Annotated in this window: 25 protein-coding genes and 1 riboswitch; of the genes, 19 read left to right on the top strand and 6 right to left on the bottom strand. The window is 37.1% G+C overall.

Going from position 1 to position 22,412, the window contains the following annotated elements:
• Window positions 1–16 precede the first annotated feature (16 nt).
• From arcC to ACZ42G_RS11160, 7 genes are all read left to right on the top strand, one after another.
• Entirely contained in the window at window positions 17–961 is a 945-nt protein-coding gene (gene arcC, locus ACZ42G_RS11190) for a carbamate kinase (RefSeq protein ID WP_464850462.1), read from the top strand.
• 64 nt (window positions 962–1,025) lie between these two features.
• A riboswitch (FMN riboswitch) is annotated at window positions 1,026–1,152 on the top strand.
• A 61-nt stretch (window positions 1,153–1,213) separates the two neighbouring features.
• Window positions 1,214–1,798: an ECF transporter S component gene (locus tag ACZ42G_RS11185; RefSeq protein WP_085111855.1), complete on the top strand. Its 585-nt coding sequence runs from the start codon at window positions 1,214–1,216 to the stop codon at window positions 1,796–1,798.
• A gap of 122 nt (window positions 1,799–1,920) precedes the next feature.
• Window positions 1,921–2,379 carry a tRNA (adenosine(37)-N6)-threonylcarbamoyltransferase complex ATPase subunit type 1 TsaE gene (tsaE, locus tag ACZ42G_RS11180; protein ID WP_274893298.1) on the top strand — a complete coding sequence of 153 codons (459 nt, stop codon included), beginning with the start codon at window positions 1,921–1,923 and terminating at the stop codon, window positions 2,377–2,379.
• Window positions 2,379–3,059 carry a tRNA (adenosine(37)-N6)-threonylcarbamoyltransferase complex dimerization subunit type 1 TsaB gene (tsaB, locus tag ACZ42G_RS11175; RefSeq protein ID WP_464850461.1) on the top strand — a complete coding sequence of 227 codons (681 nt, stop codon included), beginning with the start codon at window positions 2,379–2,381 and terminating at the stop codon, window positions 3,057–3,059. The genes tsaE and tsaB overlap by 1 nt, the downstream gene beginning before the upstream one ends.
• Before the next feature lie 16 nt (window positions 3,060–3,075).
• Window positions 3,076–3,522, top strand: a complete 447-nt coding sequence (gene rimI, locus ACZ42G_RS11170) for a ribosomal protein S18-alanine N-acetyltransferase (protein ID WP_085111674.1) — start codon at window positions 3,076–3,078, stop codon at window positions 3,520–3,522.
• Between the two features lie 11 nt (window positions 3,523–3,533).
• Entirely contained in the window at window positions 3,534–4,547 is a 1,014-nt protein-coding gene (gene tsaD, locus ACZ42G_RS11165; protein ID WP_464850459.1) for a tRNA (adenosine(37)-N6)-threonylcarbamoyltransferase complex transferase subunit TsaD, read from the top strand.
• A 128-nt stretch (window positions 4,548–4,675) separates the two neighbouring features.
• On the top strand, window positions 4,676–5,653 hold the full coding sequence (locus tag ACZ42G_RS11160; RefSeq protein ID WP_464850457.1) for a D-2-hydroxyacid dehydrogenase: 978 nt from the start codon (window positions 4,676–4,678) through the stop codon (window positions 5,651–5,653).
• A 12-nt stretch (window positions 5,654–5,665) separates the two neighbouring features.
• On the opposite strand, the gene ACZ42G_RS11155 is transcribed toward ACZ42G_RS11160, so the two are convergent.
• Window positions 5,666–7,558, bottom strand: coding sequence for an ABC transporter ATP-binding protein (locus ACZ42G_RS11155; RefSeq protein WP_274893293.1), 1,893 nt, complete (start codon window positions 7,556–7,558; stop codon window positions 5,666–5,668).
• 126 nt (window positions 7,559–7,684) lie between these two features.
• Between ACZ42G_RS11155 and ACZ42G_RS11150 the strand changes: the two genes are divergently transcribed.
• The 11 genes from ACZ42G_RS11150 to ACZ42G_RS11100 all read left to right on the top strand — a co-directional run bounded on the left by ACZ42G_RS11150 (window position 7,685) and on the right by ACZ42G_RS11100 (window position 16,460).
• On the top strand, window positions 7,685–8,503 hold the full coding sequence (locus ACZ42G_RS11150; RefSeq protein ID WP_045411191.1) for a flagellar motor protein: 819 nt from the start codon (window positions 7,685–7,687) through the stop codon (window positions 8,501–8,503).
• On the top strand, window positions 8,490–9,215 hold the full coding sequence (locus ACZ42G_RS11145) for an OmpA/MotB family protein (protein WP_464850456.1): 726 nt from the start codon (window positions 8,490–8,492) through the stop codon (window positions 9,213–9,215). The genes ACZ42G_RS11150 and ACZ42G_RS11145 overlap by 14 nt, the downstream gene beginning before the upstream one ends.
• Window positions 9,216–9,295: 80 nt before the next feature.
• Window positions 9,296–9,955, top strand: a complete 660-nt coding sequence (locus tag ACZ42G_RS11140; protein WP_013787472.1) for a redox-sensing transcriptional repressor Rex — start codon at window positions 9,296–9,298, stop codon at window positions 9,953–9,955.
• A gap of 44 nt (window positions 9,956–9,999) precedes the next feature.
• Window positions 10,000–11,268 carry an Nramp family divalent metal transporter gene (locus tag ACZ42G_RS11135; protein ID WP_464850454.1) on the top strand — a complete coding sequence of 423 codons (1,269 nt, stop codon included), beginning with the start codon at window positions 10,000–10,002 and terminating at the stop codon, window positions 11,266–11,268.
• Window positions 11,269–11,512: 244 nt separating this feature from the next.
• Complete coding sequence (locus ACZ42G_RS11130) at window positions 11,513–12,244, top strand: LytR/AlgR family response regulator transcription factor (protein WP_464850452.1); 732 nt, start codon at window positions 11,513–11,515, stop codon at window positions 12,242–12,244.
• Window positions 12,245–12,275: 31 nt separating this feature from the next.
• Complete coding sequence (locus ACZ42G_RS11125) at window positions 12,276–13,106, top strand: sensor histidine kinase (protein ID WP_464850450.1); 831 nt, start codon at window positions 12,276–12,278, stop codon at window positions 13,104–13,106.
• Window positions 13,107–13,256: 150 nt separating this feature from the next.
• On the top strand, window positions 13,257–13,400 hold the full coding sequence (locus ACZ42G_RS11120; RefSeq protein WP_014759433.1) for a hypothetical protein: 144 nt from the start codon (window positions 13,257–13,259) through the stop codon (window positions 13,398–13,400).
• Between the two features lie 75 nt (window positions 13,401–13,475).
• Complete coding sequence (locus ACZ42G_RS11115; protein WP_464850448.1) at window positions 13,476–14,324, top strand: Asp23/Gls24 family envelope stress response protein; 849 nt, start codon at window positions 13,476–13,478, stop codon at window positions 14,322–14,324.
• A 99-nt stretch (window positions 14,325–14,423) separates the two neighbouring features.
• On the top strand, window positions 14,424–15,320 hold the full coding sequence (locus ACZ42G_RS11110; RefSeq protein ID WP_464850446.1) for a DNA-3-methyladenine glycosylase family protein: 897 nt from the start codon (window positions 14,424–14,426) through the stop codon (window positions 15,318–15,320).
• Window positions 15,321–16,007 carry a DUF554 domain-containing protein gene (locus ACZ42G_RS11105; RefSeq protein ID WP_464850445.1) on the top strand — a complete coding sequence of 229 codons (687 nt, stop codon included), beginning with the start codon at window positions 15,321–15,323 and terminating at the stop codon, window positions 16,005–16,007. It begins immediately after the preceding gene.
• 36 nt (window positions 16,008–16,043) lie between these two features.
• Window positions 16,044–16,460, top strand: coding sequence for a HutP family protein (locus ACZ42G_RS11100; protein WP_464850444.1), 417 nt, complete (start codon window positions 16,044–16,046; stop codon window positions 16,458–16,460).
• 36 nt (window positions 16,461–16,496) lie between these two features.
• On the opposite strand, the gene ACZ42G_RS11095 is transcribed toward ACZ42G_RS11100, so the two are convergent.
• The 5 genes from ACZ42G_RS11095 to ACZ42G_RS11075 form a co-directional block, all read right to left on the bottom strand.
• Window positions 16,497–17,198: an ABC transporter ATP-binding protein gene (locus ACZ42G_RS11095; RefSeq protein ID WP_464850442.1), complete on the bottom strand. Its 702-nt coding sequence runs from the start codon at window positions 17,196–17,198 to the stop codon at window positions 16,497–16,499.
• A 3-nt stretch (window positions 17,199–17,201) separates the two neighbouring features.
• Window positions 17,202–18,002, bottom strand: coding sequence for an ABC transporter ATP-binding protein (locus tag ACZ42G_RS11090; protein ID WP_464850440.1), 801 nt, complete (start codon window positions 18,000–18,002; stop codon window positions 17,202–17,204).
• The gene (locus ACZ42G_RS11085; protein ID WP_085111653.1) at window positions 17,983–18,939 is read right to left on the bottom strand and encodes a branched-chain amino acid ABC transporter permease; all 957 of its coding nucleotides are present in this window, start codon (window positions 18,937–18,939) and stop codon (window positions 17,983–17,985) included. Before ACZ42G_RS11085 ends, ACZ42G_RS11090 begins: the two co-directional genes overlap by 20 nt.
• A 9-nt stretch (window positions 18,940–18,948) precedes the next feature.
• Window positions 18,949–19,833, bottom strand: coding sequence for a branched-chain amino acid ABC transporter permease (locus tag ACZ42G_RS11080; protein ID WP_274893285.1), 885 nt, complete (start codon window positions 19,831–19,833; stop codon window positions 18,949–18,951).
• 88 nt (window positions 19,834–19,921) lie between these two features.
• A complete protein-coding gene (locus ACZ42G_RS11075) occupies window positions 19,922–21,103 on the bottom strand; it encodes an ABC transporter substrate-binding protein (RefSeq protein WP_464850437.1) in 1,182 nt (393 codons plus the stop codon).
• Window positions 21,104–21,409: 306 nt separating this feature from the next.
• Between ACZ42G_RS11075 and ACZ42G_RS11070 the strand changes: the two genes are divergently transcribed.
• Window positions 21,410–22,399, top strand: coding sequence for an ABC transporter substrate-binding protein (locus tag ACZ42G_RS11070; protein WP_085111649.1), 990 nt, complete (start codon window positions 21,410–21,412; stop codon window positions 22,397–22,399).
• Window positions 22,400–22,412: the final 13 nt, after the last annotated feature.

Raw genomic sequence — 22,412 nt, 5'->3', positions numbered from 1 at the left:
TAAGTAGGAGGATACGATGAAAGGAAAAGTAGTAATTGCGCTTGGGGGAAATGCACTGCAAGACAAGGATATGGTGCCTACAGCCGAATCACAATTGAATACAGTTAGAAAGACGGCTATGTACATTGCAGACATCATAAAAGAAGGGTATTCTGTCATTGTGACACATGGAAATGGGCCACAGGTAGGAAACATCGTAATACAGAACGAGACAGCGTCTAACATAATACCAGCCATGCCCTTTGATGTGTGCGGCGCGGAAAGCCAGGGAATGATAGGCTATATGATTCAGCAATGTTTAGGCGAGGTTTTTAAAGAGAAGAATATACAAAAGGATGTTGCAACAATCGTTACACAGGTTGTTGTAGATAAAGATGATGCTGCATTTTCACATCCTACAAAGCCAATAGGGCCATTTTACTCTAAGGAAGATGCGGAGCTATTGGAAAAGGAAAAAGGATATCAGATGGTAGAGGACAGTGGAAGAGGATATAGGAGAGTCGTAGCATCACCAGAGCCTAAAGAGATAGTTGAATTAAACACAATAAAGCTTTTGGAGAGAAACGGTGTCGTTGTAATAACGGCGGGTGGCGGAGGAATACCTGTAGTAAGGGAAAATGGCAGCTTAAAAGGTGTGGCTGCTGTGATAGATAAAGATTTGGCATCTGAGAAATTGGCAGAAGATTTGGATGCAGATATTTTATTGATATTGACCGCTGTAGAAAAAGTGTACATCAACTACAAAAAGCCTGATGAAAAGCCTCTGGATGTGATTTCAAGCCATGATATAGAGATGTATTTAAACGAAGGCCATTTTGCAGAAGGCTCAATGATGCCGAAAGTCAAGGCTGCAATAAGGTTTGCCAGGTCAAGAAAAGGAAGGCGAGCCATAATAACGTCTTTAGAAAAGGCACATGATGCTTTATCAGGAAATACAGGCACTGTTGTGGTTGACGATTAAAAAATACTTGACAAATTGATATATTTGTGACATTATAATATTTAGAATTGAATAAACCAGTGGAGAATATCTTCAGGGCAGGGTGAAATTCCCGACCGGCGGTAAGCGTAAGCAAGCCCGCGACCCGCAGATGCGGTGGACTTGGTGAGATTCCAAGGCCGACAGTACAGTCTGGATGGAAGAAGATTTATTTTTGTTTGCTTTCATCCTGAAGATGTTTCTTCGGGATTTTTAAATTTGGAGGTGTCATTTATGGAACACAGCAAGACAAAAGTGATTGTAACTGTAGGGCTGCTTTCCGCAATAGCATTTGTACTGATGTACTTAGAATTTCAATTGCCACTATTTCCAAGTTTTTTAAAATTTGATTTTAGCGATATACCGCCTCTTTTAGCAGCATTTGCATTAGGGCCTGTATACGGCATCTTTGTGGAGATTGTAAAGAATGTGATACATCTTCCAGTTAGTCAATCTGCAGGTATAGGAGAAGTGGCCAATTTCGTTGTAGGCTCTATTTACGTATTTACTGTTGGCGTAATCTACATGAGAAACAAATCTAAAAAGTCAGCGTTATTTGCAATGATTTTAGGAACTATTGTCATGGCTATTGCGGGATCAGTATTAAACTACTATGTATTTTTGCCATTATATCAGAAGATAATGGGTTGGCCGTTAAGCGCCATCGTTGGAATGGGAAAGGCGGTAAATAGCCATATAGTTGATTTGAAGACATTGATAGCGTACGGTATTTTTCCTTTCAACATCTTGAAAGGCTTAGTAATATCTCTAATCACGTTCCTCATTTACAAGAAATTATCTCCAATGTTGAAGATGTAGTCACTTAAAATAACGGACAGTGTTCCGTTATTTTTTTGCGCTTTTTTATTCATCCATTAGGCGTTTGTTTTATGGTATACTTGGTATATAATATTTGTATAAATTTCACGGTGGTGTTCTCAATGAAAATACATTTTAGGACAAAAAGCTCTGATGAAACGGAAAAGATAGGAGTTAAGTTAGGCAGTTTGCTAAAAAGAGGAAGTATCGTGCTTATATCTGGAGATTTAGGTGTAGGCAAGACAGTTTTGACAAAAGGCATTGCTAAAGGTATGGGTATATGGGACTATGTCACAAGCCCTACATTCATGATTGTAAATGAGCATATGGGAGAAATTCCTCTTTACCATTTTGACGTGTACAGAATTGACGACTACATGGAATTGTACGATATAGGCTATGAGGAATATTTTTACGGTGACGGTGTTTGTGTCATTGAGTGGCCTGAAAAGATAATGCCTCTTATCCCGAAGGAAAATATATTTGTGCATATTTTCATGGGTGATTCTTTCGATGAGAGGATAATAGAGATAGAATCACATGGTGCAAAATACGATGAAGTGATTAAGGAGATGAAGTGATGAAGGTACTTGCAATAGATTCATCGTCAAAGACGGCTACTGTCGCTTTAGTGGATGAAAGTGGCTTAATAGGTGAATTTTCTATAAATCATCTGAGGCATTCTGTTATATTGATGCCAATGATGGATGAACTTTTAAAAATGGCGGAGGTAAAAAAGGAGGAAATAACCCATATAGCTGTATGTGAAGGACCAGGATCTTTTACAGGTTTAAGGATAGGTGCCGCTACTGCGAAGGGATTAGCTCAATCTTTTGATGTGCCAATTGTTGGCGTATCATCATTAGATGCCCTTGCCTATAACGTAGGAGAATTTAAAGGCATCATCTGCCCTATTATTGATGCGTTAAGAGGAAACGTCTATACGGCTTTTTATAAAGGTGGAAGTGAGTTAAATAGACTTAAAGATGTGTCACTGGAAGAATTAGGCGTAGTTATGGACATAGTAAAGGGATACGGTGAAGAAGTTTTATTCGTCGGAGATGGTACTATTGCTTATAAAGACACATTAAAAAGTGCGTTGCCAGATGCCTTTTTTGCATCGCCGATTAACAACATATCAAGAGCGTCATCGGTTGGAATGATGGCACTTAAAAAAATATCAAAGGGCGAGATATGCACATATCTTGACTTTAAACCGTATTATATTAGAAAGCCTGCACCGTTGGAAAATTCTAAGTGATGTTTTGGAGGGTTTTATGGATATAAAGATTCGCCCTATGGTAAAAAGCGATATAGACAAAGTCATGGAAATTGAGTATTTAAGCTTTTCTGTGCCATGGTCTTTTGAATCATTTGTGATGGAAGTTACGAAAAATAGTTGTGCACACTACATTGTTGCTGAGGTAGATGGCAAGGTGGCTGGATACGGTGGTTTTTGGGTGGTTGTTGATGAAGGACATATAACAAACATTGCCGTTCATCCGGATTTTCGAGGGAAAGGTGTAGGTTCTGCCATCGTTGAAGGGCTTATTGAACTTGCCAAAAATAAAGGCATAACGTCTATGACGCTGGAAGTGAGAGAATCTAACCTTGTAGCACAATCGCTTTATAAAAAATACGGATTTAGACCTGTTGGCAAGAGAAGAGGGTATTATCAGGACAACAATGAAGATGCAGTTATAATGTGGAAATACGATATGTAAGGAGAGATTGTATGAGGGAAAACACGATAGTATTAGGGATTGAAACATCCTGCGATGAGACATCGGCAAGTGTCGTAAGAGACGGTAAAATCGTGATGTCTAATGTCATATATTCGCAGATAAATATACACAAGGAATTTGGCGGTGTTGTCCCTGAGATAGCATCAAGAAACCACATTGAAGCCATTGGAAATGTGGTGAAAGAGGCTCTTTTGAAGGCAGATGTGACGCTTGATGACGTTGATGTTGTTGCTGTTACATACGGTCCGGGACTTGTAGGTGCATTGCTGGTAGGGCTTTCGTACGGAAAGGCTTTGGCATACGGGAAAGGCGTGCCATTTGTTGGCGTAAACCACATTGAAGGGCATATATCTGCAAATTACCTTGACAGCGATTTTGAACCGCCGTTTATTTGCCTTATAGCGTCAGGTGGACACAGTCACATCGTATTTGTAAAAGACTATGGACAGTATGAGGTTCTCGGCAGAACGATGGATGATGCTGCAGGAGAAGCATTTGACAAGGTGGCAAGAGCATTAGGTCTTGGCTATCCTGGTGGTCCTAAAATAGATGAGATCTCAAAAAGCGGTGATCCATATCGGTATAACTTTCCAAAGTCTTTTATGGAAAAGGATAATTTTGATTTTAGCTTTAGTGGATTGAAGACAGCAGTCATAAATCAATTGCACAAAGAAAGGCAAAATGGCATTGAGATAAATGTGGCAGACTATGCTGCCAGCTTTCAGATGAATGTAGTCGATGTTTTGTCATCAAAGCTTATTGAGGCTGCTAAGTTTAAAAACATAAAAAAAATATCCATAGCAGGCGGTGTGGCTTCTAACAGCCTTCTTCGAGAAAGATTAAAAAAACTGGCAGATGAAGAAGGGTTTGTGATTCATTTTCCAAAACAAGTGTACTGCACAGACAATGGCGCTATGATAGCAAGTGCAGGGTATTTTGACTTTATTCGCGGAAGAGTTTCAGGATTAGACTTAAATGCTGTTCCGTATTTAAAACTTTTTTGATTGTTGGCGAAAAATCTGTGCATATTGTGGAAAATTGTCTTTAAATCTGACATGATGCTGTTATGTGTCTGTGGATAACTTTGTGGATACTGTGATTAACTTTAATAGTTTGGATATTATGTAATCAAATGGAAAAAAGAAAGGGGCTTTCTATTATGAATAACATGCTTTTTCTGTCAAAGGTAGGCAAAAAGTATATTGAGGAGATACAAAGCATTGCGACAAATTTTAATGTAATAAGCAAAGACGACGTAGAAGACATTTCCAAATATATTGAAGATGTGGAAGTGCTGGTTTGCTTTGATGGAGATGCTAAAAAGGAATTGATAGACGATGCCAAAAACTTAAAATGGATTCACCTATTGAGTGCTGGTGCTGATGCGATGCCGTTTGATATACTTAAGCAGAGGAATATAATCTTGACCAATTCAAAAGGTGTTCACAAGTATCAGATATCTGAACAAGTTTTAGGGTATATGCTTTTATTTGAAAGAGGATTAAATTACTTCATAAGAAAGCAAATCAATAGAGAATGGGACAAATCTGTAAGGGTTTCTGAATTGTACGGAAAGACGGTTTGCATACTTGGCGTCGGAAGCATTGGAGAAGAAATAGCAAGGATTGCACGGGAATTTGGAATGAAAACCGTTGGAGTGAGAAAATCAGGCAAGTCAAGTCCCTTTATAGATGAGATGTACACAGATGAAAATATGATATATGCAGTTTCAAATGCTGATTACGTAATATGTGCGCTGCCTTTGACTGATGACACATACCATCTTTTAGATGCTGAGTTTTTTAAAAGCATGAAAAGCGACAGCGTATTTATAAACATCGGCAGAGGAAGTGTTGTCGATGAGGTATCCTTAATTGATGCGTTGAGGCAAAAAAACATAAGAGGCGCTGCATTGGATGTATTTGGAAATGAACCGCTTTCAAAAGATAGTCCTCTGTGGGACATGGAAAATGTGGTGATCACACCGCATACGGCAGGCATATCGCCTCGATACATGGAAAGGGCAGTACAGATATTGAAACACAACCTTAAAGCATATATGGGCGATGGTGATTACATAAACGTCATCGATTTGAAGAAGCAATATTAAAGCGGGTATAATTTACCCGCTTAAAATTTCCCATTCTTCATACAGTTTTTCTAATTTTTCTTTTAACATATTGTATTTTGACTGTGTGTCGACGATTTCTCCAGTTTTGTATATATCGGGATTGCACATTTTTTCTTCCAGTTCTTTTATGGCGTCTTCAGTTTCTATTATCTCGTTTTCTATTCGTGCCATGTATTCCCTTTGCTTTTTGGCTTCTTTCTGCTTTAGCTTTTCTCGCATTTTTTCGTTCTTAAGCTGTGTCTTTGTCTTTTTTTCCTCTTCGTCTTCTTTTGTATTATTTTCATTTCTTTTTTCTACGTAGTACGAATAATTCCCATAGTATTCCTTAATAGAATCGCTGGACATTTCCAATACTTTTGTGGCTATTTTGTCTATAAAGTACCTGTCGTGTGACACGAATAGAAGTGTGCCACCAAAATCTAACAATGCCTTTTCCAGCACTTCCTTTGACTTCAGGTCGAGATGGTTTGTAGGCTCGTCTAAAAGTAGAAAGTTGGCTTTTGAAAGGATAAGCTTTAAAAGGGAAACTCTTGCTTTTTCCCCGCCACTTAACTTGCCTATTTGTTTAAACACATCATCGCCGCTGAACAAAAAAGAGCCCAGCATAGTCCTTACTTCTGTTTGAGTCAGATAAGGATTTTCATCCCATATTTCGTCGATTATTGTTTTCTCATCGTTTAGATTTGAAAACTCCTGTTGATAATAGCCTATCGATACATTTGTGCCTAAGCTTATGCTTCCTTCGTAATTTGCAATCTCGCCTACGATGGTTTTAAGGAGAGAAGTTTTTCCTACGCCATTAGGCCCTAAGATAGCTATTCTATCTCCTTTGTAGACTTCAAAGCTTATATTGTGAAATACAGGTTTATCGAAAGACAATGAGAGGTCAGATACCTTTAAAACATCATTTCCGCTTTTTTCTATAAAATCAAACGAAAGTTTAATTGTTTCATTGTTTATAGAAGGCTTATCTATTTTCTCCATCTTGTCCAGAAGTTTTTGCTTGCTTTCAGCCATTTTTACTGATTTTTCGCGGCGGCGATTTTTCTGTATCATTATCATTTCCTGTATTCTCTTGATTTCCTTTTGCTGCTCTTCATAAGCCTTCATCATTATGCTTATTTCTTCATTCTTTTTCTTTACGTACTCTGTGTAATTTCCATCGTAGGATTTCAATGTCTTATTTTCTATCTCAAATATTCGAGTTGCGATTCTGTCGAGAAAAAATCTGTCATGTGATATGACCATTACAGTTCCTCTAAAAAATCTCAAATACTGCTCAAGCCACTCTATGGAAGGTATATCAAGATGATTTGTAGGCTCATCTAAAAGAAGAAGGTCAGGATCTTTTAAAAGCGCCTTTGCCAGCATAAGCCTTGTCTTTTGGCCACCGCTTAAGGTAGAAACAGGTTTATCAAATTCTTCTTGGCTAAAGCCTAATCCTATAAGCACGCCTCGAACTTTGCTGTCAACCGAATAACCCTCTTTTTTGTTGTATTCATCTGTCAACTTTGAATATTCGTCAAGAAGCTTATATAATTTAGATTCATCTTTTGTATCTGCTATCAATTTTTCCAGCTTCTTTATTTCATTTTCAAGATTTTCAATGTCTTGAAAGACTGTCTTGACTTCATCGTAAATAGACTTGTTGCTTATTATATAGGCGTTTTGCTCAAGATATCCTACGCTTATTAGTGGCATCGATATGTTTCCGATGTCAGGCTGAAGATCTTTTACTATAAGCTTAAATAGAGTCGATTTTCCAGCTCCATTATCTCCTACAACACCTATTTTATCTCCTTCATTTACAATGAAAGATATATTTTCTAATATGCTATTTATTCCGTATGATAAATTTACGTTATTTGCTGATATTATAGCCATTTAATACTCCTCCTGTTATAATATAATATATCAAAGATTATGTCCTATTTAAAGTGCAATTGATATTTAATTTTTATGGTTTTGTTGCCGATATTATATATGTCAAAATTAACGAGGTGAATGTGTATGGATTTTTCGACGTTATTAGGGATTTTGTTAGGGTTTGGCTCTCTCATCTTAGCATTTGTCATGGAGGGTGGAAGCGTTGCGTCTTTAATAGGTGTATCGGCAGCACTTATAGTTTTAGGTGGAACGATAGGCGCTACTATGACTTCTTTTTCGATGAAAGATATGTTGAAACTTCCGAAATTGATTGGGAAGGCTTTTAAAGAGGAAGGCAACAAATACGGTGATATAATCAGGTATTTTGTGTATCTCGCTCAAAAAGCCAGAAGCGAAGGACTTTTAAGCCTTGAACAGGAGTTGCAGTCAGATGAAATTAAAAACTACGATCCTATTTTAAAAGACTGCATTGAGCTTGTCATAGATGGTGCGGATATTGAGCTTATAAGGACTACTATGGAAAATAGGATATACATAGAAGATAAAGAGCTTAAAAGAGAAGCCAGCATCTTTGAAGCTGCTGGCGGATATTCCCCAACCATGGGTATCATAGGTACGGTTATGGGACTTGTTCACGTCTTGGGAAATCTCAGTGAACCAGATAAGTTGGGGCCTTCAATAGCTGTTGCTTTTATAGCTACACTTTATGGTGTAAGTATGGCTAACCTTGTATGGCTGCCTATAGGCAATAAGCTTAAGAACAAAGCGCAGATCAAAAAGACGGAAAAGGAGATAATCTTAGAAGGCAGCCTTTCACTGCAGGCTGGTGAAAATCCTAAGATAGTGGAGAAGAAGTTGCTGACATTTGTAGTTGAAAGGGAATCAGTTGCTAAAGCAAAAGAACAAAGTGTGAAAGGTGAAATTGCTGATGATAAGGCATGAAGAAGATGAAGGGAAAAAGGACAACAGTGAAAGATGGTTGCTTACTTATTCTGACATGATAACGCTGCTAATGATATTTTTTATTGTGCTTTATACTATAAGTACGGTTAATTCTCAGAAATTTCAGCAAATTGCTGCATCACTTGGTAAAACTTTTGATGGAACGAATTACGTCATAGGTCAACAAAGTGGAAATAGCATACTTGGCAGCATTAAGACTACAGGTACAAATGGCACTAACGACAATTCGATTGCATCACAGCTCGACAAGCTTATAAAGCAGTACAACCTTCAAAACATGGTGACTTACAAGGTGGACGAGAGAGGTTTTGTCATAAGCCTAAATGATACATTGCTATTTGATACTGGTTCAGCAGATGTCAAACCTGAGCAGAAAGAGACATTGATAAAAATAGGAAACATATTAAAATCGATGCCCAATTACATCCGCGTCGAGGGGTATACAGATAATGTGCCCATAAACAATAATCAATTTCATTCAAACTGGGAGCTTTCTGTCATAAGAGCCACAAATGTGGTTGAGATTTTGGTGAATGACGTAAAGATGGATCCGGCAAAAATTTCGGCTGTAGGGTATGGTGAGTATCGTCCAATAGTGCCAAACGACAGCGATAAAAATAGGCAGCTTAACAGGAGAGTTGATATAGTGATAATGAACAGCGATTACAACAAGTGGGAACCTGCTCAGTAAAAAAATAGATATTTCCAGGTTGACATATTATTTACAATGTAATATAATTTCTTTATTAGGATTTTGTCTGGGGTGATTTTATGACTAAAAAAACAATAGTGCCAATGCCTGTAATAAGGAGATTGCCGAGATACCATAGATATTTAGAAGAATTATTGAAAAATGATGTAAAAAGGATTTCATCCAGAGAGTTAAGCGAAAGGATGGGCGTGACTGCCTCGCAGATAAGGCAGGACCTCAATAATTACGGCGGATTTGGACAGCAAGGTTATGGTTACAACGTAGAAGAGCTTTACAATACTCTGACAAAGATTTTAGGTTTAGATAAGACATACAGCACTATTATCATTGGTGCAGGTAATCTTGGACAGGCCATAGCAAACTACACAAATTTTGAGAGAACTGGATTTAGCTTAAAGGGAATTTTTGATGTCAATCCAAGATTGTTTGGACTTAAAATAAGAGATATAGAGATAATGGATGTGGAGACATTAGAGGACTTTTTGTCTAAAAATAAGATAGACATTGCCATACTTTGCATACCAAAGGATAATTCGCAGATTATGGCCGATAGATTAGTGAAAGCAGGCATAAAAGCCATATGGAACTTTTCTCCTATAGATTTAAAGGTTCCCGATGACGTGATACTGGAAAATGTGCATTTAAGCGATAGCTTGTTGACATTGTCGTATCGCATAAATGAAGAAAATCTGCTTAAAGCTAAAGTCGAAGAAAAATAAATGGTACAATCCATTTATTTTTTTGTATTGCTTTGGAGGCAAAGATGAAGAAATTTATAAAAACCATTGGAGATTTTCTTAAGGAAGATAGAAGTGTCGTCCCTTTCGTCAATTTTCTGAAATACGTTGGACCAGGGATATTGGTTACGGTAGGCTTTATAGATCCGGGAAATTGGGCCACGAATGTCTCTGCAGGTTCAACATATGGGTATAAGCTGCTGTGGGTTATAACACTGTCAACAATAATGCTCATCATATTGCAGCACAATGCAGCGCATCTTGGAATCGTCACAGGCTACTGTTTGTCTGAAGCTACATCCATATTTATAGACAGCAGGCTTTCGAAATTTATCCTGCTGTCGGCTGTTGCTGCATCAGTATCTACATCTACAGCAGAACTATTAGGTACAGCTATAGCTCTAAAGATGCTTTTCAATATACCTGTAAAAATCGGGGCGGTTTTAGCGCTATTAGTCATATCTTTAGTGCTTTATACAAATTCTTACAAGCGCTTAGAAAAGATCATAATCGGGTTTGTGTCACTTATAGGACTTTCATTTTTGTTTGAGGTATACATGGTGAAGATCGATTGGAAAGCAGCAGCTATAAGTTGGATAAATCCATCAATACCTCATAGTTCCATGGTTGTAATCATGAGCGTTTTAGGTGCTGTCGTAATGCCACACAATTTGTTCCTCCACTCGGAAATCATTCAAAGCCGCCAATGGAACTTGCAGGATGAATCGGTTGTCAGAAAGCAGCTTAAATTTGAATTTCTTGATACATTGTTTTCGATGATTATAGGTTGGGCCATAAATAGTGCTATGATACTTCTTTCGGCTGCGGCATTTTACACTAAAGGCATTGCTGTGGATATGCTGGAGCAGGCAGGAGAGCTTTTGAAGCCTATTGTTGGAGGGAAGGCATCTTTGGTATTTGCAATAGCACTTTTGTTCTCAGGTTTTTCATCAACGGTAACATCTGGAATTGCAGGTGGTTCCATATACGCTGGGATTTTTAAAGAACCTTACAACATAAAAGACAAACACACGCTTACAGGAATATTTATCTCGCTTTTTGCAGCGATTATTGTAATATTTTTATTTAAAGACTCATTTCAAGTTTTGATATTTTCTCAGATGATACTAAGCATACAATTGCCGATTACAGTGTTTACTCAAATTTATCTTACATCATCGAAGAAGGTCATGGGCGATTATGCAAACAGCAAAGCCAGTAAAGCTGTTTTAATTATTTTAGCGGTGATTATAACTGCTCTAAACGTAAAACTTTTAATCGATACATTGGTTTGATGGTATATTGCATTTTCGTTCCTTATTTTGTCATTTTCGTTCTAAATCGATTTTAGTTTTAAAAATTGTTGTATAATTAGTGTAGAACATATTAGATGTACAATTAAATAGGCATTTTCATTTCTGCATAAGGGAATGAGGACATCTTATTCTCTTTTTTCTATTGGTTATCATTTTTTGAAGGAATTCTCTCTTTTATATCGAATATTTATATTGTTGGAAAATCATAAAGGGATGTGATGTTATGTTAAAAGCCATAATCGCTGAAGATGAAGATTCGCTTAGAAAAGAGATAAGCAAAAGGGTCATGGAGATAAGCGATGTTCAAGTTGAATACATCACGAACGAAGGAAGAGATTTATTAAATGCCATACTAAAGGTGAAACCTGACTTAGCCATATTGGATATAAAACTGCCACAAATGACAGGAATAGAAGTCGTTAAAAATATTCGAGATTTGCTGCCAAATACAGAGGTCATATTCGTAACGTCGTATGATGAATATATAAAAGATGCTGTAAAACTATATGCTGCTGACTATATTGTAAAGCCTATAAATTACAACAGGTTGATTAATACTATTGAAAGGGTAAAGAGAAAATTTAGCGATTCATCTTTTGTAATAGAGGTAAGATGCGGTGAAGACGTGAGGTTAGTCAATACAAATGACATATACTTTATTGAGGCTAACAGGAAAAAAACCTTTTTCTGCACTGCGTTTGAAGATTTTATGTCAAACACTTCTCTTAGCGATGTCTACAAACTCCTCAACAAAAAAGTGTTTTTTAAGACCAGCAGATCTTATATAGTAAATCTATATAAAGTTTATTCTATTAAACCTGTAAGTAGAACATCACTTGAAATAAGCTTTAGAGATAAAAATAAAAAGGCATATCTAACAAAGAAATTATACAGTGAATTCAGAGATAGATTGAAAGATATATTAAGCCAGCCGGATGATATGAAAGCAAATTAGATCTCGTGGTGATGACATGGTAAGGAAAAGTTTGAATAAGATAATTGCACTGTTTTTTGTGTATATGACTTTTGTCATAATTACGATAAGCAACAGCATTTACTATAAACAAGGGTATTTCATGCCGGCTGACTTTAAATTGTTTTTATTTTTTACGATTTTCATTATAAATATTTTGGTTTTTACCATAATAAGGATGATATATACAAATGGAAAAAACGAGTACCAAAATATCATTAATGATTTTAAACTCAAGTTTGTAGAAGAACAAAATAATTTATACAGAAAAAATAAACATGAATTGAAGAACAATATACTGATTTTGTATGAATTGATAAGACAAATGAAGTACAAAGATGCTGAAGAATTTTTAAAGACTTACATTGACGACATAAGCAGTAGCCTTATAAAAGTTGATACTGGAAACGACATATTAGATCTTCTCTTGTATTCTAAAATAAGCAAGGCGATAAAAAAGGATATATCAGTTCGATTTATTTGTACGGTTGATTTGAAGATCAGGCAGAAAGTGGTTAATGATGTATGCTCTATTTTGGGAAATTTGATAGATAATGCTACAGAAGAATGTGAAAGGCTAAAAAAGGATAGAAAGATGGAGATAATTTTAAATTCAGATCCAGTTGACTACATCTTTGTTGTCAAAAATACCTGGGCTGTCAGTGATTATGTTAAACAAAACATCTTATGTGATGGCTTTACAACGAAAGGCACTGGAAGGGGCAATGGGCTATCTATCGTAAGGGATATTGTTAAAAGATATGATGGGGATATAAACATAAATATCGATGATGAATATTTTTCTGTGACTGTCTTAATACCGTCTTATGAGATAAACGAATGATAATCTTTTCGTTCCTTAAAATGACATTTTGATTCCTAAGTCCACATTTTTACCGATAAAAGTTGTATAATCATACGTGATGGCACAACAAAACATTTTGATTCACTTTCATTGAGGCCATTATAACTCATGTGAAGGTGGGGTGAAAAGATGGATATGCAGTTGACTTTCATAGCTGTAAGCATAGTCATCTTAGTGTTTATAATAACATTTTCTAAAAGCAATATAGACATGGAATTTGCCATTAAATTTTTACAGACATTGGTAAAACTAAGCATAAAAAAGAAAAATTAAATTTTTATTGCAAAATACAATTGTTGCCGTATAATATAACCTATAGTCATCATTTTTAATCATGGAGGGTATCAATTGAAGGTATATTCTTTTGTTGGAGCCAGTGGAAGCGGCAAAAGTCATCATGCGTCGTTTGTTGCAGGGAAATACGGTATAAAGTACATCATAGATGATGGCCTTTTAATATGTGAAAACAGGATCATATCAGGGGTTTCTGCCAAAAGAGAAAAGACAAAATTGTCAGCTATAAGAAGAGCTATTTTTACAGATGATGAGCACGCCAGAGAGGTTAAAAAATCGATTGAAGAAATAAATCCAGATAAAATATTGATAATAGGAACGTCTGACAAGATGGTGGACAAAATCGCTGAAAGGCTTAATTTACCGCCTGTTGCTGAGCGAATATATATAGAAGATATATTATCACATGATGAGATAGAGCTTGCAAGAAAGAAAAGATATGAGGAAGGGATGCATGTAATACCTGTACCGACATTTGAAGTCAAAAAGCATTTTTCAGGGTATTTTATAGATCCATTGAGGATATTTAGACGAAAAGAGATAGACTTTGAGAAGACGGTAGTGAGGCCATACTACAGCTATCTTGGCAAATACACAATCTCTGAAAATGTAATAAACTCTATTGTATTAAATGAAGCGAAGAAATTTGAAGGCATTTATAAAATAAATAAAGTCATAACAGAGAACTACACAGAAGGAATAATAATAAAAATAGAGATTGTAATGGTGCATGGTACGCCTATAAACAGCGTTTTAAGAGGAGCTATAAAAAAGATAAAAAGTGTCGTAGAGTACATGACATCTTTAAATGTGCTTGACATAAAGATTCACGTTAAATCACTTTATATAAAGGGAAATGACAAGATACTTAAAACCCGAGAAATACTTGATAAAGGCAAATAAGCCTTTTTTTTATCTTCAAAAAATTATATAATAATTGTAGAGGTCAGTAAATATTATGTAGTAAGGCAGTAAAAAACCTATATGTGGGTGATGAGGAGAATGAGATATTTAGTTGAACAGTCCGGTTCTAAGGTTATAGTGCATGGAATCAAGGATTTTAACCTTAAAGAGACATTAGAATGTGGACAATGTTTCAGATGGAATGAAGAAGATGATGGAAGTTATACGGGGGTCGCATTTGACAGGGTAATAAATGTAAAATTAGATGGAGATATATTGACGATTGATAATACCACTTTGGCAGATTTTAATGATATATGGTATGATTACTTTGACTTGGGAAGAGACTACGGCAAGATAAAAGAGACGCTTTCGCAGGACGAGATTTTAAAAGCAGCCATAAAGTATGGCGAAGGCATAAGGATTTTGCGGCAAGACACGTGGGAGACGCTTATATCATTTATCATATCTCAGAACAATCGGATTCCACAGATAAAAAAAGTCATAGAGAATTTAAGCAGGTTATTGGGCCATCCTATTGTCTATAGGGATAAGACTTATTACACATTTCCGAAAGTTCAGGATTTCATAATGGCAGATCTGGAATTGCTAAGTAAAAGCAAATGTGGATTCAGATCGAAGTATATAATCGATGCAGCGCTAAAAGTGTTTAATGACGAAATAAATCTTTTTGAGTTGCAGCTTTACGATACTTACGATGTACGTAATATACTCATGAGCATAAGAGGCGTTGGGCCAAAAGTTGCAGACTGTGTCATGCTTTATTCCATCGGAAGATATGAGGCATTTCCAACAGATGTATGGATAAAGCGAGTTGTAGAATTTTTATATCTAAAGAGGAAGACAAACAATTCTGATGTGCAGAGCTTTGCTAAAGAAAAATTCGGTGATTTGTCTGGATTTGCGCAGCAATACCTTTTTAACTATGCAAAAGATCATGTGTCAAAAGACGTGTTTAAAGAAAGGAAAAATTAGATGGTAGGAACGTTTGTCAATGCAGCATCTATTGTTGTGGGTAGTTTTGTTGGTACTTTATTTAAAATTGGCATTCCAGACAGAATAAAGTCGACGGTTATGCAGGCTATATCTTTAAGCGTATTGATAATAGGATTTGACAGTGCATTGAAATACAAAAATTTGCTATTAGTGATAATAAGTTTAGCAATAGGCGGTATTTTAGGTGAACTGCTGGACATAGAGAAAAAGCTTAATCAATTTGGCGATTTTTTAGAGAGGAAATTATCGAGAAATGGTGAAAATAAGATAAGCGAAGGCTTTGTAACAGCAAGCCTCATATACTGCGTTGGAGCGATGGCGATTGTAGGTGCATTAAAGGATGGTTTGCAAGGTGATCACAGTATACTGTTTGCCAAATCCATGTTGGACGGTATATCTTCCATAATATTTGCATCTACATTAGGGATAGGCGTCATGATATCATCCATAAGCGTCCTTTTATATCAAGGCTCTATAACTTTGTGCGCATCGCTTCTTAAAGATTTATTGAATGCTAACGTGATAGCGGACATGTCTGCCATTGGCGGCGTCTTGATAATAGGCATATCGTTAAATATGCTGAATTTGACAAAGATAAAGATTGGGAATTTGCTTCCGTCAATATTTATACCTATCGTATACGAAATAATGCTGAAAGTATTTTAAATCATGAAGGAGGTGCCCTTTGAAGGGGCTGTGAATATGAAAGAAATAAGGAGCATAGATGTTGCAAGAGTAGCCATAAGAATGGCTATGTCAAGGAGAGAAGACGAAGCCGTATTAAAGGAGAAGTATGGGAAAGAGGGCATAAAGGTAGCGGCTGTGGATTATGGCGGCGAATACATTAATTCAATTTCAAAGATAATAGAAAGGGCAGTTGTTGCGGCAAAAAGAGAAGGTGTTGTGGAGGACAATCATGTGGGAGAAGGCGCTGTTGCAGGTGCAACACATGAGGCAATAATACAGCTAAAAGATAAAGCTATGGGGCTTAATATAGGTGGCAAGATTGGAATAGCATTTTATGGCGAACACCTTTGCGTCTGTGCATTTTTCGCCGTTGGAATGCTAAACTTAAACGAAGTTGCCATTGGACTTGGGCATAGATCATTGAAATATTAAATTTATAAGAAAGAGGGTTCATTGCGAACCCACTTTTTAACCTCCTAAATACGACTTTTTAACCCTTTCATCGTCTTTTAAGACAGATGCAGCACCTTCAAGTGAGATGTTGCCTGTCTCAAGGACGTATGCTCTGTCTGCAATAGATAGAGCCATTTTAGCGTTTTGCTCTACCAAAAGGATGGTGGTGCCGTCTTCATTTATGCCTTTTATCGTCTTAAATATGTCTTGCACTACGATGGGCGCAAGTCCCATTGATGGTTCGTCTAGCAAAAGCACTTTTGGTTTTGACATCAATGCACGCCCTATTGCCAGCATCTGCTGCTCACCACCGCTTAAAGTGCCGGCAATCTGTTTATGCCTTTCTTTTAGACGTGGAAATAGGTGAAATACTTTTTCTATGTCGCTTTTTACCATTTTGTCTTTCCTGAGATATGCTCCCATCTCAAGGTTTTCCATTACAGTCATGTTGGCAAATATTCTTCTTCCTTCTGGCACTTGGCAGATACCCATATCCACTATATTTTGAGCAGGTTTTTTTGTTATGTCTACATCATCGAATTTGATGTAGCCTTTTTTTGGCTTCAATATGCCTGATATTGTCATTAGAGTAGTGCTTTTGCCTGCGCCATTTGCACCTATTATCGTAACAATTTCACCGTTATTTACTTTTAAATCAATGCCTTTTAAGGCATTGACCATTCCATATGATACGTTGAGATCTTTTACCTCTAACATGTTTTAAGCACCTCCTTCAATTGATAAAATTTCACTTTCATCAGGGCTTTCTTCTCCAAGGTATGCAGCTATTACTTCTGGATTTTTCTTGATTTCGTCTGGTGTGCCATGTGCTATTATTTTCCCGTAGTTCATGACGTATATGTCTTCGCAAAGATCCATTACTAAAGACATGTCGTGCTCAATCAAGAGTATTGTTATGTCAAATTTGTCCCTTATGAATCTTATTGTGTCTGTAAGCTCTTTTGTCTCCTGTGGATTCATTCCTGCTGCAGGTTCATCTAAGAGCAAAAGCTTTGGCTTTGTTGCCAGTGCTCTTGCTATTTCAAGTCTTCTCTGTTCGCCGTATGGCAGATTTTTGGCAAGGTTTAAAGCGTGCTTATCAAGATTGAATATTTTAAGGAGATCCATCGCTTGTTTGTCTTGTGTTTTTTCTCCATCTAAGTATTTCTTGTGCTGAATAAAGGAGCTTAAAAGTCCGTATTGCACGTGAATGTGCTGAGCTATCTTGACATTGTCAAGGACAGTTAGGTTTTTAAATAGACGTATGTTTTGAAATGTCCTTGCTATGCCAAGCTTTGTGTTGTTATACGGTTTTGTTGATACGTTTTTTCCGTCAAATGTCACTTTTCCTGATGTAGGCTTGTATATACCGGTTATTATGTTGAATACTGTTGACTTTCCAGCACCATTTGGTCCTATAAGTCCTGTTAAAGAGCCTTTTTCCAGTTCTATGTTGACATCTATCAGGGCCTTTATGCCGCCAAAGTCTATAGATACGTCTTTAATTGACAGTAAACTCACTGCTTTTCTCCCCTTTCTTGAATAGTTTTTTGAGAGAAAATTCTCTTGTACCCATCAATCCTTCTGGTCTAAATAGCATTACGATGATCAAAAGGAGAGCGTATATTACCATTCTTAGTGCAGCATAATCCTGCAAAAGTGCATATACAAAAGTCAAGAAGATGGCTGATAGGATGGACCCTGTTATGCTGCCCAGTCCTCCTAATACAACCATTGTTAAGATATCGAATGATTTCATGAAGTTGAATGTTTCTGGCTGTATGATGTAGAAGTTGTGAGCGTAAAGGGCACCGCCTATTCCTGCGAAAAATGCACCTATCGTGAATGCCAATGTCTTGTAGAAAGTTGTGTTTATGCCCATAGATTCGGCTGCTGTCTCGTCTTCTCTGATTGCTACACAGCATCTGCCGTAGCTGGAATTTATGAAGTTTCTGATTAAGACGACGGTTATGACTGCCATCCAGAATACCCACGTCCAGTTTGTGTACTTTGGTATTCCAGATAGGCCGCTGGCTCCACCCACGTATTCGGTGTTTAAAAAGATTACCCTAATTATTTCTCCGAATCCAAGTGTTGTTATAGCAAGGTAGTCTCCTTTTAATCTCAATGATGGTATTCCTATCAAGATTCCGGCTATGCCTGCTGCTATGCCTCCTACTAATAATGCCAATGGAAATGGAAGTCCCAATTTGTACGTTATGATAGCTGATGTGTATGCACCGATTGACATGAATCCTGCATGTCCTAAGGAGAATTGTCCTGTAAATCCATTTATAAGGTTAAGGCTTACAGCAAGTATTACATTTATGCACATGAGAACAATGTTTATTTCGTAATAGTCGTTTAATATGTTTGTCGACAGCAAAATCTGTATTATGGCGTAAAAGACCAACAGCCCTAAAAATATAAGTAATCTGTTTTTCAATATTTGCTTCAACTTTACCACCTACACTTTCTCTCTTACATTTTTGCCAAAGAGTCCTGTTGGCTTTATTAGCAATATGATTATGAGTATTGCAAATGAAACGCCATCTCTGTATAGGGAGCTGCCATAGCCTGAAACAAGTGCTTCTATGACACCCATCAAAAGGCCTCCAACCATAGCACCTGGTATTATGCCTATTCCTCCCAATACTGCTGCTATGAATGCTTTTAAGCCTGGCATTATACCCATTAAAGGATCTATGGAGTTGTAGTATATGCCAACTAAGACACCTGCGACAGCGGCAAGGGCAGAGCCTATGGCAAATGTGAATGAAACGGTCCTATCCACATTTACTCCCATAAGTCTTGCAGCATCAGGGTCTGTGGAGACAGCTCTCATGGCCTTTCCCATCTTTGTCTTGTAGATGATAAGCTGAAGTCCCACCATCATGATTATGGATACGACAAATATGACGATCTGCTGGTTTGATATGGTGATTACGCCGTTTAAAAATGAGTACATGTGCTGCTTGAAAATTTGAGGATACGTTCTGACTTGCGGAGACAAAAGGATTATGCCTCCGTTTTCCAGCAAAAGTGAGACGCCGATGGCTGTAATCAATATTGAGATTTTTGACTTATCTCTTAATGGCCTGTATGCCACACGCTCTATTGTCACGCCAAGTATAAGGCTTACCAGCATTGCCAATAGGAGAGATGGTATAAATCCAAGGTGAAAGTATGTGGATGCGAAGAATCCTGTAAATGCACCTACCATGTATATGTCGCCATGAGCGAAATTTATAAGTTTCATTATGCCGTAAACCATGGTATATCCAAGGGCAATAAGCGCGTATATACTTCCTAAGGATAGACCATTTATAAGCTGCTCAATAAATGTCTTCATAAACATCACCTCAAGTTTAAATATATTAAAATATATGCGGCCACAAGGTGACCGCATTGCCGTATTTTCTAAAGTTATCTTACGATTTTTATTCAGCACTTACTTTTTTCTTAAGTGTCTGTTTACCGTCCTTCAATTCTATTATTACTGTCTGTTTTATAGGATTGTGTTGAGCATCTATGGAAATATTGCCTGTAACACCTTTGAAGTTTTTCAAATTTGCCAAGGCTTCTGTTATTTTTGCCGGGTCAGTTGAATTTGCATTTTTTATCGCTTGTACCAACATACCTGCTGAGTCATACGCCAAAGCGGCAAAAGCATCAGGTTCTGTACCGTAAGCGTCTTTGTACTTCTTTATGAAGTCTTGAACAGTCGGATCTGGATCTGTCGATATGAAGTGGTTGCTGTAATAGACGTTGTTTAATGCAGATGCACCTGCTATCTTCAGTAGATCAGGTGAATCCCAGCCGTCACCGCCAAGTAAAGGCGTATTTATACCCATCTCTCTCGCTTGCTTAGCTATCTTTGCCGTGTCTTGATAGTATCCAGGTATGAATATGACGTCAGCATTTAACCCCTTTATCTTAGTAAGCGTCGACTTAAAATCTTGATCGCCTGCAACGTAAGCTTCTTGATCTATCACTTTTCCACCAAGTTTTTCGAACTGATCTTTGAAGCTTTGAGCAAGGCCTTTGCTGTAGTCGCTTTTGTCGTCAATGTATATGACAGCAGTTTTTGCACTTAGATCTTTTGCGGCAAATTCGCCCATCACTTTGCCTTGATATGGGTCTGTGTAACATGCTCTGAATATTTCGCTTTTTACTTTATTTGTGTTTGGATCGACAGTTACATCAAAAGACGTGCCAGATGGGGTTATAAGAGGTATGTTTTTGCTTAATGCAATTGAAGAAGCTGCTTTTGTGTTACCTGTTGTTGCAGGTCCTAATATTGCCACTACGTTGTCTTCAACGATAAGTTTTGTAGCCTGATTTATTGATTCATCTGTTGCGGATTTGTTATCAGCCTTGATAAGGTTAATCTGTTTTCCAAGAAGGCCACCGTTTTTGTTTACATCATCTACATACAGTTTTACCGCGTTGTACTCAGAAGTTCCGTATGAGGCTACCTGTCCTGTCAATTCAAAAAGGGCTCCTACGTTTATTTTGTCGCTGCTTGTAGCGCTGGTGTTTTTGATGCAGCCTGAAAACAAAAGTGAAGCTGTCATTACGATGCCTAAAAGCATTGATGCTTTTTTAAACGAATTTTTCATAGAAATCCTCCCATTTTTTAAAATTTAATAAAATTAAAATTTTTCTCTACCGGTAGAAAAATTAAAGAAAACAGACGATAAATTTACTATAATTATACTTTATTGATGATATTTACATCAAGATTAATTATTTTAAGGCATATTCAAATTTTCTAATAAATATTACAAAAAACTTTTATTGACTAATAAATGTTTTTATCTTACTATTTTATTAATTAATGAAAATTTTATCAAAAGTGTCATTTGAAATTTAGCATGGTAGCACGGTAGGATTTTTGTTGTTGCCATGCAAGGGGAGGAGTTTTTATGAAAAAGTCTATCTTTGCTTTGGCAGCTTTTTTTATAATATCTTTTGCCGTATCTGGATGCCAAAGCAAGACAACGTCTACTGGTAGTACGGGAAAGATGATAACAATTGGCATCACACAGATAGTTGAGCATCCAGCGCTTGATAGCGCAAGAGAAGGGTTTATAAAAGCTTTGAAAGACAATGGCTATGAAGAAGGGAAAAATGTCACATATATCAAGGAAAACGCTCAAGGTGATATGTCGACGGCTGAGACAATAGCCAAAAAGTTCGTTGATAAAAATGTCGATTTAATTTTTTCCATAGCGACGCCTACTACACAGGCAGTTAAAAAAGCTACTTCTACTATTCCAATTGTGTTTACTGCTGTTACAGATCCTGTCGCTGCTGGGCTTGTAAAATCGTTGGATAATCCTGGCGGAAATGTGACAGGTACTTCCGATATGGAGCCTATAAACGATCAGTTAAAATTGATAAAGGACTTGGTTCCAGATGCTAAAAGGATAGGGATAATATACAATGCAGGTGAAGTCAATTCTACAGTTCAGGTGAAGATTGCGAAAGACGATGCAGCAAAATTAGGCTTTAGCGTAAAAGAAGCTACTGTATCAAATAGCAGCGAAGTAAGCCAAGCGGCACAATCTTTAGTAGGGAAAGTTGATGCCATATGGCTGCCGACAGATAACACTGTTGCTTCTTCTGTTGCGGCTATAATAAAGGTCACTAATTCAGCGAAGATACCTGTAATAGCAGCAGAGAAAGGAATGGTTGAAGGCGGCTCATTGGCTACGCTTGGCATAAGCTACAGCGACTTAGGTTATCAGGCAGGTTTAATGGCTATTAAGATTTTAAAAGGTGAAAAGCCTGCCAATATAAAAGTGGAAACTGCTAAGAATCTGCAGCTTATACTAAATCAAAAAGAAGCAGATGCCATTGGTTTTAAAATACCAGATTCTATCATGAAGAAAGCACAAGAGGTCATCAAATAAATAGATATAATTG

It is taken from the genome of Thermoanaerobacterium calidifontis (genome assembly GCF_055381745.1).
This window is presented reverse-complemented; position numbering and strand designations above follow the sequence as displayed.

Excerpts from the sequence above, each read along its gene's own strand:
- ACZ42G_RS11135 (WP_464850454.1), top strand. The coding sequence starts at position 10,000 with ATGAAGAAATTTATAAAAACCATTGGAGATTTTCTTAAGGAAGATAGA.
- ACZ42G_RS11080 (WP_274893285.1), bottom strand. The coding sequence starts at position 19,833 with ATGAAGACATTTATTGAGCAGCTTATAAATGGTCTATCCTTAGGAAGT.
- ACZ42G_RS11130 (WP_464850452.1), top strand. The coding sequence starts at position 11,513 with ATGTTAAAAGCCATAATCGCTGAAGATGAAGATTCGCTTAGAAAAGAG.
- ACZ42G_RS11160 (WP_464850457.1), top strand. The coding sequence starts at position 4,676 with ATGGAAAAAAGAAAGGGGCTTTCTATTATGAATAACATGCTTTTTCTG.
- ACZ42G_RS11140 (WP_013787472.1), top strand. The coding sequence starts at position 9,296 with ATGACTAAAAAAACAATAGTGCCAATGCCTGTAATAAGGAGATTGCCG.
- tsaB (WP_464850461.1), top strand. The coding sequence starts at position 2,379 with ATGAAGGTACTTGCAATAGATTCATCGTCAAAGACGGCTACTGTCGCT.
- ACZ42G_RS11150 (WP_045411191.1), top strand. The coding sequence starts at position 7,685 with ATGGATTTTTCGACGTTATTAGGGATTTTGTTAGGGTTTGGCTCTCTC.
- ACZ42G_RS11075 (WP_464850437.1), bottom strand. The coding sequence starts at position 21,103 with ATGAAAAATTCGTTTAAAAAAGCATCAATGCTTTTAGGCATCGTAATG.
- tsaD (WP_464850459.1), top strand. The coding sequence starts at position 3,534 with ATGAGGGAAAACACGATAGTATTAGGGATTGAAACATCCTGCGATGAG.
- ACZ42G_RS11105 (WP_464850445.1), top strand. The coding sequence starts at position 15,321 with ATGGTAGGAACGTTTGTCAATGCAGCATCTATTGTTGTGGGTAGTTTT.
- tsaE (WP_274893298.1), top strand. The coding sequence starts at position 1,921 with ATGAAAATACATTTTAGGACAAAAAGCTCTGATGAAACGGAAAAGATA.
- rimI (WP_085111674.1), top strand. The coding sequence starts at position 3,076 with ATGGATATAAAGATTCGCCCTATGGTAAAAAGCGATATAGACAAAGTC.
- ACZ42G_RS11145 (WP_464850456.1), top strand. The coding sequence starts at position 8,490 with ATGATAAGGCATGAAGAAGATGAAGGGAAAAAGGACAACAGTGAAAGA.
- ACZ42G_RS11155 (WP_274893293.1), bottom strand. The coding sequence starts at position 7,558 with ATGGCTATAATATCAGCAAATAACGTAAATTTATCATACGGAATAAAT.
- ACZ42G_RS11100 (WP_464850444.1), top strand. The coding sequence starts at position 16,044 with ATGAAAGAAATAAGGAGCATAGATGTTGCAAGAGTAGCCATAAGAATG.
- ACZ42G_RS11110 (WP_464850446.1), top strand. The coding sequence starts at position 14,424 with ATGAGATATTTAGTTGAACAGTCCGGTTCTAAGGTTATAGTGCATGGA.
- ACZ42G_RS11095 (WP_464850442.1), bottom strand. The coding sequence starts at position 17,198 with ATGTTAGAGGTAAAAGATCTCAACGTATCATATGGAATGGTCAATGCC.
- arcC (WP_464850462.1), top strand. The coding sequence starts at position 17 with ATGAAAGGAAAAGTAGTAATTGCGCTTGGGGGAAATGCACTGCAAGAC.
- ACZ42G_RS11185 (WP_085111855.1), top strand. The coding sequence starts at position 1,214 with ATGGAACACAGCAAGACAAAAGTGATTGTAACTGTAGGGCTGCTTTCC.
- ACZ42G_RS11120 (WP_014759433.1), top strand. The coding sequence starts at position 13,257 with ATGGATATGCAGTTGACTTTCATAGCTGTAAGCATAGTCATCTTAGTG.
- ACZ42G_RS11070 (WP_085111649.1), top strand. The coding sequence starts at position 21,410 with ATGAAAAAGTCTATCTTTGCTTTGGCAGCTTTTTTTATAATATCTTTT.